Raw genomic sequence first — 13,207 nt, forward strand, 5'->3', positions numbered from 1 at the left:
TGAAGGATGAGCAACTTTTCAGCCAATCTCCGATTTCTGCTGTGGCGCAGGCAAGTGCCACCCAAAGAATGGGCTGCAACGGTTGCTCAGTGGATAGAGGGACAATCTTTTGAGCAGCCTACAAGCGTTTATCGACCACAAGCTGACTGGCATGCTCGTCAGCGGCAGAACGAGACGGTTGCGACTACCGAGACAATGGGATCAGTACGGGGCGATCGCCGCCGCGCTCATGAGTTGCTGACGACTAGTGACCCCTCAGAACAAGAAGTCCACCAGATTGCTCAGACTGTAGGACTGGAAACGCAGGAACTGTTCTACACCGATCTGCTGGAACAAAGCGACATCGACATTTGGCGAGAAAATGTGGCGCATTTGGTGAAGTCGCTCAAGCGGGGGGAGCAAAGCAAGTTGGTGGCCTATCTGGGCTTACGCTCTCTAGGCACCGTCACGAAGTGGAAATCGAAACAAGCTAATCCGGAGAAAAAGCATAAGCAGGGACTCCAAAACTTTTTTGGATTGCCCTTATCGGTGGATCTGGAGCAGACCCCTCTATTTTTGTCTCTCAGTCCGGTTGATGTAGTGTCCCAAAGAGCTTGGCTGCATGATCACATTGACCAACTGGGCGACCTCACCCTTCGCAACCTGTTTCCAGCCTTGGAACGCTTACTCCGCGATCCCTAATTTTCCAGCAGATTTTCCAACTCGTTTAGCAATTGCAGAATACTGCGTGGTTCTGACGGTTCGACAACGTCCTCAGCACCTACATGCACGTGATGGGGAAAGTGAGGCAAATTCGGAAAATGAGGCACGTTATCCTATCGGTTGCGAAGAGTTTGATGGGTCTTGTCCATCCATTGATAGCGGTAGCGCTCTGGCTGAGGCTGCCCATCAACGATGACAAAATATTCAGCAATTTCTAAAAAGTCAGTATTGACCAACTGAACTCGGGCACGAAAATAGCCGCAATCGTTCAAGTCTTTTTCTTCGACGATGGCAAAGCTCGCCGCGATCGAGCTGGCAATTAGCCGCGACTTAATTTCGGTCAGGTACTGCTGTGCATCCATCAGCGGGTGGCAAATTGCAAAACCTCTAGCCGCGCTTGCACAGATTGCCACATATCGTAGAAGGCGCTCCACTCAAAAAAGTCCATGCTGTCCCCGAGTGTCCCGGCATTAAACTGCTGGTAAAAAGCCTCGGAAGACATCTGATATTGAGTTTCGTAGTGCTTTAGCTTGGCTTCCAGTTCGGTGGCTTGTTGCAGGGCATGACTGCGTTCGAGTTCAATGATTTTGGTGAGGGCGCGTTCCATCAAATCGCTGTGGTAGCCCTGCTGAGATAGCGTATTGAGTATTTGCAACTGATGGGTAAAGCTACTTGGTGCAGTCATGGTTGCTGGCCCAAAACGTCGCTAGAGCTTCAGTGTAGCCTAAACCGCTTAGCGCTTGACCCACTGGCTTTGGGGCTGACGAACGCACGTCGCTTGCCGCTAAGACGGTTGAATGAGCTGACGTAATTCCTGGAGTTGAGAGACGTCGCCGACCCAGTTCCACCCAGCTTCGTAGAGGTTACGCTTTTTGGTGACATCCCAATCGCCATCGAGCACGAGAGCCAGCTTGGGCAAAGGGCGCAGGCTAAAAGACCACTCATCGCGGTTCCGGGGATCATTACCGTGGGACCAAGCTAGCCGCAACGCCCGACACCGACCCGCCAATTCTTTGGTTTTGTGCCCTTCATTGCCATCCTGCGACGACTGCACCTTGATTAGCCACTGCCTATTCCGCGACACCCCCTCCATCCACGTCTCCAGCGGTCGCCCATTCCAAATTGTATTAATCACATCCGTCTGCCAGGATGGGCAAATTCTAGCCTTGAGTTCTTCTGAATAGTCTGAGGTGTCTTCTGTAAATTGGAGATAGCAAATATCTCCCAAAAAATGCTCAACCATGATGTAAAAACCATTGAGGTCAGAGCTAATAACCCGCATCGATTTGTTGCCCTGATACTTCTGAATCACAGTTTCAGAGGGATAAATAATGCGATTCTCATCCCGAAAGCCCTGAATAATACATTGGGCAATGGTGCGCCAGCTCAAAGTGCGAAACTCTTCGGCGCTGAGGGTACGTCTGCGGCTAGAGTCTGACCATTGTTCGCTGATATCGCGACCTTGCAGCAGAAAGGCAACCGTCTGTGCATGTCCTCCATAGGGAGCATGGGGTCGAACTCGGTGTCCTGATCGCTCAAAATTAGCCTTGAAGCGCTTTTGAATATCCTCAGCACTGTTGAGTCCTGAGATGTAGAGCAGCATCTCAAACACCCAATTTTGCTGATGCTCAGAGATTTCTAGGCGTTCCTCACTCAGAACTTTAGCGTGAAGCTGTAGTTGCTCGTTGAGAGCATCTTCATCCTCTAATACACTCAAAAAATGGGCTCTCACAAACGCCTCTTTAGCCGACACCAAAGCTGGATCAGCTAAGTCATCCAATGCTTCTTCAATCCCAAAAGTTTGATCAAACCGTTCAAATGAGCGATAGACAGAACTGGCAAAACTGCTGTCTTGAATGTGCTCTCGCAGGTCTTGCATACAAAGCTGAAAGTCAGGATTGAATTTGGCTCGATAAACTGTTGCGTCGGCAATTGGGTTAGAAAAGGTCTGTAGCGTGCAAAAGGTTTTGGCATTTTTGCCTTTTCGCACATAAATCTGAGCCAACTGTTCAAACACTTGAACGAGCCGCTCCAATCCCATTGCAGCCAAAGCGGGTTGGGTTGCCAGTCGGTTGACATGCACTCGGTCATTGGTCGTTTCTACCAAAGTTGATACAAAATCTTCCAGGCTGGGCGCACGGTCATGAGCAACCCTTTGGACTAACCGATAGAACAAATAAACGTGCAAAAGCCCAATGCGATAACGACTACGGGTGTTCTGTACTTGAGGTAAGTTTTCGAAGGCTGTATGCCGAATTCCTTGAAGTATCTGCCACTGAGAGATAAAGCAGGGCTTGATGTCAGCTTCCAATACCTCAGCCAGCAAGTCAGTGGTTGTCGGATCGTGGTTGCCTTCTACGGAGTGGTCTAATTCAAAGACTGGCGCATACCCAACCGGAAAAATAATTGAAATATCGAAAGCTTCAATCATCGCCCAGCCAATGCCAGGATCCCAGCCATTAAGCTGAATGGGGACATCTTCCTCACGAGTCTGGTCTCTCGGTAACTCATGCGAGGTTCTGTAAACGGCAGGTTGCGAACCTGATGGCAGCGCTTCAAAAATACAGTTAATCGTCAGAATTTCTTGGGAGACAGCCAGCTTTTGTTGCACGGATTCTTCCCAGGTTCGCCAAAACTTTTTCTTCGATGATCTCGTTTCGCTCCAGTGAGTGGAGTAAATGATCGCTTGAACTTCTCGACCTTCTCGAACGACAATATCTGGCTGAATATAAGTGTCAGGAATAATGATATTTTTGGCTCGTTTTGATGGGTGCAAATAGTTTTTGCCAACCGTGCTGCCTAGCTCATAGCCCAAATGAAGGAGTGATGCGGCCAAAATCTGCTCATAACTGTCACCTGTTCGATCTTGCTTGGGCATGTTGGGCTAGCGTGCTGGCGTCTACGGATTGCGGCTATAGGTTCTTTTGTCTCAATTAAGTAAGCCCTCCTGCAACACGACATAACGCTAGGATCAGCAAATAGTATTCTTCCTTACACAGGCAACAATTTTATTCATGGTTGCTTCCCCCGTCACCATCCCCATCAAACAGCTTCAGCTAGCCCCCGGCAGTCTAGCCACCCTTTCTGACGTTACCTGGGACGCTTACGAAGCCATCCTCACCGAACTAGGGGCCGAGCGACGGGTGCCCCGCATCACCTACAGCAACGGCATCCTGGAACTTATGTCTCCCCTGCCCCGACACGAACGCCCCCACAAGCTCATTGGCTACATCGTCACCACCCTCCTAGATGCCGCCGAACAAGACTGGGAAGACTTCGGCTCCACCACCTTCAAACGCCCAGACAAGCAAGCTGGCTTAGAACCCGACACCTGCTTTTACATCCAAAACGCCGCTCAGGTCCGTGACTGTCAGCGCATGGATTTGAGCACCTATCCCCCTCCTGATCTGGCCATCGAATCGGACGTCACCTCCAAAACCACCCTGGAAGCCTACCAGCGCATCGGCATCCCCGAACTCTGGATTTACGAAGCGGGAGCACTCACGATTTATCGGCTCAATCAAGACGAGTACGTACAATCAGAGACCAGTCCCCTCTTTCCTGACTATGCAATTCCCTCCCTGATCCCACAACTGATTGAGGAAGCCTTTGCCGTCGGCAGCAGCCAAATGTTACGCAACCTGCGATCGCGTCTCACTCAAGGGCAACTCTAACGTTTAGACAGCTTTGCCAAGAGCTCCTGAAAGCGCTTATAAAAGGCCCGTGTGTTGTGGAACCCCCGTCTGCGGTTGCGATCGTTCCCACGGAAAATGACCACTTCGACTCCAACCTCATTACAAATCACGCAGTCGCACTGCTGCCAAGGGCGATCCTCCAGCAGCTCTCGGTACATACGCTCATGCTTTACCCGTCGCTTTGCCTGCTCTGCCGGGTCAGCCTTGCCATCCTTCGGTAGCTCCAGCAGCTCGTCATAGGCTAAAAGCGCTTCTAGGGTTTCTTCCAGACCCAACCCTGCCTGATCGAACGCTCGCAGTGCCTTGAGAGCATTTTGCTCTAGTCCTTTGAGCGTGTCGCGATCAGCGACACCTGCTTCAATGAGCCGCTTCACCCGTACTCCATGGCCATCAACGGGTGGAATGCGGACAGCAGTGTACATTCTGCTGGAGGAGGTGTGGTAGTTAGCTCCCGAACCTAGCCAAGCTCGTCGGAGGGGACTGGCCGAATCAAAGCTGGTGATGCCCAAATGCCGAAAAACTGGAATCGCGTTGATGCGGGCCACTCCAAATAGGTGTAGTCGGGTATTCGGCGTCAGATGAGGACGCACCTCCTTCATGATTTCGATAATTTCTTTGCTCTGGGCTCTGGCTAACCCACCCAGCGCGATGTAGTCGTACCCTACTCGAATATTCTCTTTGACGGATTCGGCGTAGGTTTCGGGGCTCCAGCCTTGAGCGACACCGATAGGAGTGAAGGAATAACCTGCTGTCTGGTGCTTCTCGAAGAACTCCCGCGCATTCTTCATCGTGAGTTCGTACCGCTTTTCGCGAATGCCTGGGATAGCAAAGGGGCCGACGATCAGGTGGTCGATACTGACCCCGTAGTCGAATCCCAGGTTTTCGTAGTAATCCAGAATTTCAACCGTGTTGTAGGGTGGTTTCTCTTCTTTGACATAGCCGAATGCGCCGCAGTCACCCATGACTGGTCCTGAGTATCGAATAAAGTCGTGGATGCCGATCGCTTCAATCCGTGCCCTTTTCTTCTTGCTGCTGTCTACGACGACCTTCGACACTAGGATGCCGTCGTAGTTGGGGGTGTTGTAAATCTGGTGGGCGTAGACCTCATCATGGTGGGGATCACGTCCCGGAGTGAGACGGTCATTCAGAAAATCGTAGTTGGGGTCTACATGGTCATCCCATTCGGGAATGTAGTACTGCATGCCCAAATCAATGTTGGCGGCTGGGGGCACATCGGGAATGGGCAAAAATTCGTCTTTGCCTGGGCGATCGCCCCCGGTCTTTCCACTCGCCTTGGAGGGTTTTGGCGTTGTGGGTACTTGATCCAGTAAAGTCGTGAAGGCAAGCTGCTGAGGTGGAGGCTCAATATCGCCCTCAATGACTTGTCGAAAGATTCCGGGATTGTCTTGAACCTTGTTCAGCAGTTCCGGTTCTGCGGCAACGGCTTCGGCGAACTGCTTGAAGAGGAACCCTTTGAGCCCAACCAATCCGTATCGGTAACGCTTCGCGTCTTGATTAGAAAGCGGCAGCACAAAGGTCTTGGCTGCCAGGTCAGGAATCTTTTTGGCTGAACCGCCAGAGGCTAAGAAGACGAGGGTCTGATCAGGTCGGGTTTGAATGGGGAGCTGGAGCGATCGCAGGTAGTTATCCCCCAGCAAAAAAAAGACCAGGTCTGCTAGCTCTAGCCGTTGCTCTACCGCATCGTGAATGCCCAACTGCTGCCCCCACAGGTCCACCTCACCCGCTTTCATGCCGTTGAAGGTGACTTCGTAGGGGACAACTTTTTGGTGCTCTGCAATCAGCCCATAACCAGCCGAGAGAATATCGACATCTAAGACTTCTGGCCCTAAGGTATCCCTTAACGCCTGTACTCCCTCCATTAGCCGCAGATGTTGTTGCCCAGTGTACAGCTCTCCAGCGGGGCAGGCGAAAACGGCCAGCTCAGCCTCGCGATCGCGCAACCGTTTCACGTCGCGAAAGTCTTCGAGGGTCAGTTGGTTCTCAGGTTTGGAGCGTTTTTCCCCAGTGCAGGACGTAATGACTAGGACACGGGGGTCGGGCATTCGGTCTCCTGAGCGTGTAGATTTCGGCCTATCAACGTTGCCAGATCGGGGCGTCCAGCGTCAATCAGGGCCTTGTCACGAATGCGGCAAGAGTCGCAGAGTCCACAGGGTTCTTCCCCTCCCTGGTAGCAGGACCAGGTTTCCTCAATGGGAACGCCGAGTCGCAGGGCTCGCCGCACGATCGCTTCCTTGGTATCTCTTACCAGCGGAGCCACCAGGATTGGTGCATTACCCTCCAGACCTGCCTTGGAGGACAAGCTGGCGAGTTGCTGAAACGCTTCGAGATACTCGGGACGGCAATCGGGATAGCCGGAGTAGTCAACGGCGTTGATCCCTAGGTAGATGGCTTGAGCTGACTTAGCTTCAGCTAGGGATAGGGCAAGAGAAATGAAGACCGTGTTGCGTCCCGGCACATAGGTTGAGGGAATCTGATCGGGCTGAACACCTGCTTGGGGCAACGTCTCATCCAGATCCGTCAAAGAAGACCCGCCCCACTGAGCCAGGTTCACATCCAGAACGTAGTGTTCTTGGATGCCGAGGTGAGCGGCGACTTTTTGGGCTGCTTCGAGCTCGCGCTCATGGCGTTGTCCATAGCGAAACGAGAGCGCAACGGGGGCGTAGTCGTCGGCAATCGCCTGGGCTGCAGCAGTAGCAGAATCCAGACCTCCGGATAGGAGAACGATGGCTTTGGGTTGGGGCATGGCTATTGGACTCCTAGAAATTTATGAGTTTGCAGGCTAACGCGCCATTCGGAATGCTTCAAGACGTAACTGAACACAATTTCCTGACTGCCGGGAGTTTCCCATTCGGGCTGGAGCAGCTTGACTGCGGTTGGGGGAACCTGGGCGGCTTGCTGTTCGGCCCATTCCAGATCGGACTCGTCAGCGATGACGACTTTGAGTTCGCTGACGTGGGGATAAATACTGGGGTGAGGTGGTTTGAAGCGTTTGGGAGAGCAGGTCACCCAGTCAAAGTTGCCGCTTAAGGGGTGAGCACCCGACGTTTCCAGGTGAACCTGTAGTCCCTCGACCTGGAGCTGCTGAGTGAGCACTGTCAGGTCATGCATGAGCGGTTCCCCTCCGGTAATCACGACGATTTGAGGATTCGCCGCTTGGGCTGCAGCCACCAACTCATCAATCTCGCGTTGGGGTTGTCGCTTCGGATTCCAGGAATGTTTGGTGTCGCACCAGGGACAGCCGACATCGCAACCAGCCAGCCGGATAAAAAAGGCGTTGGTGCCCGTCCATGAGCCTTCGCCTTGTATGGAGTGGAACATCTCAACGATGGGCAGGGGTGAGGATGCTTTGCTCGATAGGGCTGCTGGGGATTGGGTGGCAGTTGGGCTAGTCATCTTAGTCGTCGTCCTCGTACTCGACCCAGGAGTTCGGTGTCTCAGAAACGCAAACTTTGAGCTTGACGCCTTCCGGTACTTCTTTCTTCGTTCTCTCGTGGATGTACTGGGCAATCATCTCTGCGGTGGTTTCGTAGCCTTCGGGCAGCACCTCATTGAGGACGCAGTGGTCGAGCCCTCCTTTGAGCAGGTCGCGTTTGGCCCAGCGCAGGGTGCGGAAGTCGCTCACCATAACGGAGTGGGGACAGTATTGGGAGGAGTGGAGCTGGCTGGAGGTGGCTTCAATGCGCACTCGGTAGGTATGGCCGTGCATGCGTCCGCAGGGGCCATCGTAGTCGCGGATGAAGTGCGCGGCGTCAAAGGTAAATTCGGTTGAGAGCTTCCACTTAGGCATGGGGAGATTTAAGGATTAAAAGGCAAAAACGCTACATGTAGAATTCAGAAGCAGGGAACGGACTAGATATAGAGCCTAGTTTTAGCACAACTTGCCTATTAGATCATTGTAGTTTGTTTGAACTATAAAAGTGTTTTTGAAGTTATCGTGTCACCTCGTAGAGTGCGGTTATAAAGGTACTGAGAAGTTGCTGAGCAGATACCCATGGAGCCTTTGACATTAGCTGCGACTGCGATCGCCGCCACAATCATGACTAAGTTTTGGGAGAAAACAGGGGAGAAGCTCAGCGAAGAATTGTTTGAGAAAAGCGAAGAGTTTTACAAGTCACTGCAACAGAAGACTCCTGAAACCGCTTCAGCAATTGAGAAGTTGCCTCAAAATTCTTCGGCATATGGCCAGGCGGTACTGGAAGTTAGAGCGATCGCTGATAGTGATGTCGAACTTGTTGAAGAGATGGAGTCACTTGCGGCAGTTGCTCAGAATGAGCCTAATGAGCAGTTACAGCGAATAATTGGAGAGATTCTTGACACCCTGCAAAACCAGCAACCCACAGTACAGAACATCGGTAAAGTGGCTGACAAGATTGGGTTGCTTGTCCAAGGAGGGACAGTCAATATTCAGAATTTCTCTGTTGAATAAAGGTAGCTTGCTGGGGAAAAAGCTTGAAAATGAATCATAACCAGGACAGAGATCCAAGAAAGATTGGAGTTTATGCATTAAACAGCCAGGTAAATATCAAAAATCTTTCGATTGGTAAAGATAGCAAGAAAGAACTTCGTAGAAGGGTTTCTTTACTTACAAAAGTTGACAGCGAAATTACTGGCAGGCTGGAGCAATCACTCCACAACCAAGTACTTATGAAGGTTTCGAGCGAATATCGAGCTCAAGATGTAAAAAGGATATGGGATGTCGAAGTTAAGGTTAGGGGTCGATCTGAGACCAAGAATATTGACGATAAGGACATCATAGATATTCTTGATTGGACATCTATTGCTGGTAGATTGCTCATACTTGGAAAAATAGGATCAGGAAAGACAACCAGTCTTCTAAAAGTGGCAAAAAAGTTGGTTGAGAGAGCCTCAATAGATCAAAACGAACCTTTGCCCATTATTCTAAGCCTTTCATCTTGGAAGGATGAAGACCTTTTATACACTTGGCTGCAAACCGAGACAAGACTCAAGTATGGAATTAGAAAGAAACAATTCTCCAAATGGCTTCAAGGGGACATGTTGTTCCCCTTACTAGATGGACTAGACGAATTAGAACCAACAGTTCAGGAAAAATGCATCTTAGCCATAAATGAATTTCTTTCAAGTGAAAAGCAAACGACAAGCCTTTTAGTTTGCTGTAGGTCAGAAGATTATAAAAATCATAGAAAAACATCTCTTAATCTGAATGGGGCTGTCTTTCTTAAACCTCTCAGCAGCAATCAGATATCCGAGTACTTAAGAAAGGTAGACCTTGAAACTCTATGGATTAGCATTAGTGATTCTCCAAGCATATTGAATTTAATAAACTCTCCGCTGTTTTTAAGCATGATGGTTCTCGCTTACAAACAAATATCTCTTGATGAATGGCGAAATTGCAATACACCTGCAAGATGTAAAGAGTATTTGTTAAGCGTTTACATCAACTATATGCTATCTAGAAGGGGTAAAAGCAGAGCGTTTGCCAATGAATCAATTGTAGATCCCTCAAGAAATCATCGTTGGCTTATTTTTTTGGCTCAGAAATTGAGCAGAAGTAGTAGAAGTATTTTTTCAATAGAACAACTGCAACCCTCTTGGCTTGAAACTGCAAAACAAAGACTTGTTTATCGCTTGATTGTTGCATTAACTGGTGGAATGTCTCTTGCCTTGATCATTATTCCGATTACTGGAGTAGTATGGGGTTGTCTAATATCAAACTTGCTTTGGTTATGTTTGACGCCATACGAGATAACTTCAGAACCGAACTTGAATATTTCTTGGAAAGTACTGTTTAAAAACACAAGATCAAATTTCCAGTCTTATCTAAAAATAAATATACTTTTATGCACGATCTTCGTCTTCCTGAATAGTCTTTTTGGGACTCAGAAAGAGTTTTGGATTGCGTTAATTACCGGAGCGCTGGGGGGCATGCTCATCGGAACCACCCTCACGATTTTAATAGGGGCAATACCTAGTTTAATTGCAGGAGTTTTTTCTTCCTTCCAATATTCGGAACTAGGCTCCGAAATATCTCCAATAAAAGTAGCAATCAAAACCACTCGTGGTGCAGGAATTCTAGGTATTGGGTTCTGTGTACTTTTCGGTGTACTAACTGCTTTGTTTCTCGGTTCTACTTTCGGTATGCTTTTGGGTTTAATATTTGGAACCGTAATTTTCCTGATTGGTTGCAGATCCTTGATTCAAATCTTAGGACTTCGTCTAGTTCTCTGGAGATATGGCTTCATCCCCTGGAACTATATGGAATTTTTAACCGTTTCAACAGAAAGAATCATCTTGCAGAGAACTGGAAACAGTTTTAGTTTTATTCATTCTTCTTTGCAGGAACATCTAGCCAACAATCCTCTTTTTCCTGGCAAGCAAGATGTCTTTTCAAATCAACATCGCAACCAAAAGCGCAGACTTAGATGGCTTTTGCCCATTTTCTTCCTTTACTTTTCTAGAACTTTTATCTTGGAAGCTAGATATGTGGCCTCGGTAGACTATATGAATCCATCATACCAAATAAACGATAGAATTCTTGTTGATAAGCTAACTTATAGCATCTTCAACCCTAAGCGTGGAGATGTTATTTTGTTTGATAGCAAAAGAGCTTACTATGAAAATATTAGAGAGCAAAGCTTTTATTTTCGGAGGATTATTGGACTTCCTGGAGAAAAAGTAGAGATCAAAGATGGAAATCTTTATGTTGATGGTCGTTTTGTAGAGGAGTCCTATTTAATTAATGCCAGTACTGGCTCTTCCATTAGTGAAAGCGAGACTATAATCCCAAAGTCAGAATATCTTGTGCTAGGAGATGATCGGCAACAGGGAAAAGCCATTTATTTAGAATTGGTTCCCAAAAAAAATATTTTAGGGAAAGGTGTCTTTCGAATGTGGCCGCCTTATAGAGTGCGGAGGCTTTGGTAAGTACTAGGTAATGTCCAACATTTCCCAAATATACAGCAGCTACGGCGAAGCCCTCGACTTCTCCCGCGACAAGTTCGACGACCTCTACACCAGTCGCGCCCATAACGCCAGCGACTTCTATCACACCTTCTTCCACCACCTCATCTGCCCCCTCCACCCCCACTTCACCAACCCCGCCTCCCTCCGCACCCTCCATCGCCATATCGAGCGCTTCTTCGGCACCCGCCAACTCGACTTCGTTGCCATCGATGGCACCTGCGGCAAAGACCCTTTCCAAGACTTCATTGTCTTCTCCGCCTGCGCCTATGGGGCCAAAGGCCAAATCAACCTCGACGACGACCCACCCACCGTCCGCTACCAAAAGTGGTCCCTGGACAAAGACGTCTCCATGGTTACCTACATCCCCGTACCCTTTTCCGAGTTCGCCGACGTCGTAGACCAAGACCGTCCCGAAACCTTCCTCGTCTCCGACAACGAGCGGGTAGACCTCTCCAGCATCGATACCAAAATGATGGAGCTGGCCGAAATCTACCTCGCCTACAACGTCGCCACCTCCTCTGCCCTCGAAGCGCCCAAGGTCATCCTCCTCGATCGTTCCCCCTCCAGCATCCTAGCGAGCGTGGCCGTGCAGCCCGAAGCCATCCCCATGCTCAACTTCCCCTTCGATCGCCGCCACCTCACCGTCGATGACGCCACTGTTGCCCTGGCCCACCCTTTCAACCCCGTCCTCGGCATCCCCACTACCAAAAAGTTTAGCCAGTACATGGCCCTCATCGCCGAATTGCACCACCAGCGCACTCGGTCCCTCAACCTTGATGAGTTTGCCGCTCGCCAACACCTCACCACCGACGACCTGCAAGGGGCTATTCGCTACCTCACCAAAGAACGCCGCCGAGGGCAAGATCCCCTCCCGCCCTTCGCCCGGCTCGAACCTCACCAGGGCAGCACCACCCTCACCACTGACGTCAACTGCGTTGCCTCCTGGGACTACTGTGTGGCTCTCTTCGAACACATCTGCCGTCGCCTTTTCGTCGAAAAAGACCAGCAAGCCCTCGTCTACGAAGCTCCCGACGAATACGGTGTCGTCCGCCAGCGCTGGATGTCTCCCAACGACGTCGGCTTCCTGATTGCCGTCGGCATCCGCGCCCTGATCGAAGAATGCTGGCAGCGCAAAATCCTCCTCACCGGCATCATCAAAGACTCCGCTTCTCGCTACCTCACCCGCAACTACTTGGGCGTCATGAAGCAGCTCGGTCAACAGGGCTACCCTGACCTCGCCACCCTGGACGTGCGCCAGCTCCCCTGGACTGATCGCATCTTCCTCGAACTCCTCCCCCTCGCCGACGAAACCCTCACCGCTCCCTGGTCCTCCATCGAGTTCGACTCCACCTACATGACCCTCCACGCTCGCGCCAGTGCGGACGGCAACCCCGAGATATCTGGCGTGCAGGGGTTCATCGTGGCACCAGAGCGGTTGTTTGCGCGTTCCCTGGCCCAATTTTTCTTAAAGCGAGATAAAGCCACCCCCCTCATGGGGCATGTTGTGTTTATAGACCGGCTCATCTACCCCGAGTGGGACCAGCCAGGGCTTGACCAGGTCACCATCCAGACGAATGCCTTGGGGCGTATCCAGCCCTTCTGCTATCGCACCAAAGATGAAACCAATCTGGCCCAGTTCATTAACATGTACCTACTCAACGTCCTCACCCGTAACCACTTCCCCGAGGTGATCGGCTACCCCGATCCCCTCCATAAGGCCGATTGGGGAGCCAAGACCGTCGGCAAACGCATCCAGGGCATCATCCGCTCCTCCGCCTACTCCTTCCGTTCCCAGCCGTTGAGCAAAACCTTCCGCAGTATCCGCGATTCCTTCCACCGCTCCTGAC

At 50.5% G+C, this 13,207-nt stretch carries 11 protein-coding genes and 1 pseudogene; 5 read left to right on the forward strand and 7 right to left on the reverse strand.

Annotated elements, in window-relative coordinates; all coding sequences use genetic code 11:
• The first annotated feature begins 6 nt into the window (after window positions 1–6).
• Window positions 7–681: a hypothetical protein gene (locus tag PN498_RS04435; protein WP_272061480.1), complete on the forward strand. Its 675-nt coding sequence runs from the start codon at window positions 7–9 to the stop codon at window positions 679–681.
• Here the strand turns inward: PN498_RS04435 and PN498_RS28465 are convergent.
• From PN498_RS28465 to PN498_RS04455, 3 genes and pseudogenes are all read right to left on the reverse strand, one after another.
• Window positions 678–1,064, reverse strand: a pseudogene (locus PN498_RS28465) (toxin-antitoxin system TumE family protein). The gene PN498_RS04435 and the pseudogene PN498_RS28465 overlap by 4 nt on opposite strands.
• The gene (locus PN498_RS04450; RefSeq protein ID WP_272061483.1) at window positions 1,064–1,387 is read right to left on the reverse strand and encodes a hypothetical protein; all 324 of its coding nucleotides are present in this window, start codon (window positions 1,385–1,387) and stop codon (window positions 1,064–1,066) included. Before PN498_RS04450 ends, PN498_RS28465 begins: the two are co-directional and overlap by 1 nt.
• Before the next feature lie 99 nt (window positions 1,388–1,486).
• Window positions 1,487–3,580 (reverse strand): hypothetical protein, encoded by a 2,094-nt coding sequence (locus PN498_RS04455; protein ID WP_272061484.1) that lies wholly within the window; start codon window positions 3,578–3,580, stop codon window positions 1,487–1,489.
• A gap of 136 nt (window positions 3,581–3,716) precedes the next feature.
• On the opposite strand from PN498_RS04455, the gene PN498_RS04460 reads away from it, so the two are divergent.
• On the forward strand, window positions 3,717–4,376 hold the full coding sequence (locus tag PN498_RS04460) for a Uma2 family endonuclease (protein WP_272061485.1): 660 nt from the start codon (window positions 3,717–3,719) through the stop codon (window positions 4,374–4,376).
• On the opposite strand, the gene dpdA is transcribed toward PN498_RS04460, so the two are convergent.
• From dpdA to PN498_RS04480, 4 genes are read right to left on the reverse strand one after another with little or no spacing between them, the layout of a single operon-like run.
• A complete protein-coding gene (dpdA, locus tag PN498_RS04465; RefSeq protein ID WP_272061486.1) occupies window positions 4,373–6,460 on the reverse strand; it encodes a tRNA-guanine transglycosylase DpdA in 2,088 nt (695 codons plus the stop codon). The genes PN498_RS04460 and dpdA overlap by 4 nt on opposite strands.
• Entirely contained in the window at window positions 6,439–7,161 is a 723-nt protein-coding gene (gene queC, locus PN498_RS04470; protein WP_272061487.1) for a 7-cyano-7-deazaguanine synthase QueC, read from the reverse strand. Before queC ends, dpdA begins: the two co-directional genes overlap by 22 nt.
• Window positions 7,162–7,163: 2 nt before the next feature.
• On the reverse strand, window positions 7,164–7,811 hold the full coding sequence (locus PN498_RS04475; protein ID WP_272061488.1) for a 7-carboxy-7-deazaguanine synthase QueE: 648 nt from the start codon (window positions 7,809–7,811) through the stop codon (window positions 7,164–7,166).
• Between the two features lies 1 nt (window position 7,812).
• Window positions 7,813–8,205 (reverse strand): 6-pyruvoyl trahydropterin synthase family protein, encoded by a 393-nt coding sequence (locus tag PN498_RS04480; RefSeq protein ID WP_272061489.1) that lies wholly within the window; start codon window positions 8,203–8,205, stop codon window positions 7,813–7,815.
• 204 nt (window positions 8,206–8,409) lie between these two features.
• Here PN498_RS04480 and PN498_RS04485 point away from each other — a divergent pair, with 204 nt between their 5' ends.
• Genes PN498_RS04485 through PN498_RS04495 form a run of 3 tightly spaced genes read left to right on the forward strand, consistent with a single transcriptional unit; the run spans window position 8,410 to window position 13,206 of the window.
• Entirely contained in the window at window positions 8,410–8,844 is a 435-nt protein-coding gene (locus PN498_RS04485; protein ID WP_272061490.1) for a hypothetical protein, read from the forward strand.
• A 29-nt stretch (window positions 8,845–8,873) separates the two neighbouring features.
• Window positions 8,874–11,321, forward strand: coding sequence for a signal peptidase I (gene lepB / locus PN498_RS04490; RefSeq protein ID WP_272061491.1), 2,448 nt, complete (start codon window positions 8,874–8,876; stop codon window positions 11,319–11,321).
• Between the two features lie 10 nt (window positions 11,322–11,331).
• Window positions 11,332–13,206, forward strand: a complete 1,875-nt coding sequence (locus PN498_RS04495; RefSeq protein WP_272061492.1) for a hypothetical protein — start codon at window positions 11,332–11,334, stop codon at window positions 13,204–13,206.
• Window position 13,207 lies beyond the last annotated feature (1 nt).

The organism is Oscillatoria sp. CS-180, assembly GCF_028330965.1.
Lineage (GTDB): Bacteria > Cyanobacteriota > Cyanobacteriia > Phormidesmidales > Phormidesmidaceae > Halomicronema.

Excerpts from the sequence above, each read along its gene's own strand:
- PN498_RS04485 (WP_272061490.1), top strand. The coding sequence starts at position 8,410 with ATGGAGCCTTTGACATTAGCTGCGACTGCGATCGCCGCCACAATCATG.
- PN498_RS04475 (WP_272061488.1), bottom strand. The coding sequence starts at position 7,811 with ATGACTAGCCCAACTGCCACCCAATCCCCAGCAGCCCTATCGAGCAAA.
- PN498_RS04435 (WP_272061480.1), top strand. The coding sequence starts at position 7 with ATGAGCAACTTTTCAGCCAATCTCCGATTTCTGCTGTGGCGCAGGCAA.
- PN498_RS04450 (WP_272061483.1), bottom strand. The coding sequence starts at position 1,387 with ATGACTGCACCAAGTAGCTTTACCCATCAGTTGCAAATACTCAATACG.
- PN498_RS04480 (WP_272061489.1), bottom strand. The coding sequence starts at position 8,205 with ATGCCTAAGTGGAAGCTCTCAACCGAATTTACCTTTGACGCCGCGCAC.
- PN498_RS04495 (WP_272061492.1), top strand. The coding sequence starts at position 11,332 with ATGTCCAACATTTCCCAAATATACAGCAGCTACGGCGAAGCCCTCGAC.
- queC (WP_272061487.1), bottom strand. The coding sequence starts at position 7,161 with ATGCCCCAACCCAAAGCCATCGTTCTCCTATCCGGAGGTCTGGATTCT.
- PN498_RS04460 (WP_272061485.1), top strand. The coding sequence starts at position 3,717 with ATGGTTGCTTCCCCCGTCACCATCCCCATCAAACAGCTTCAGCTAGCC.
- lepB (WP_272061491.1), top strand. The coding sequence starts at position 8,874 with ATGAATCATAACCAGGACAGAGATCCAAGAAAGATTGGAGTTTATGCA.
- dpdA (WP_272061486.1), bottom strand. The coding sequence starts at position 6,460 with ATGCCCGACCCCCGTGTCCTAGTCATTACGTCCTGCACTGGGGAAAAA.
- PN498_RS04455 (WP_272061484.1), bottom strand. The coding sequence starts at position 3,580 with ATGCCCAAGCAAGATCGAACAGGTGACAGTTATGAGCAGATTTTGGCC.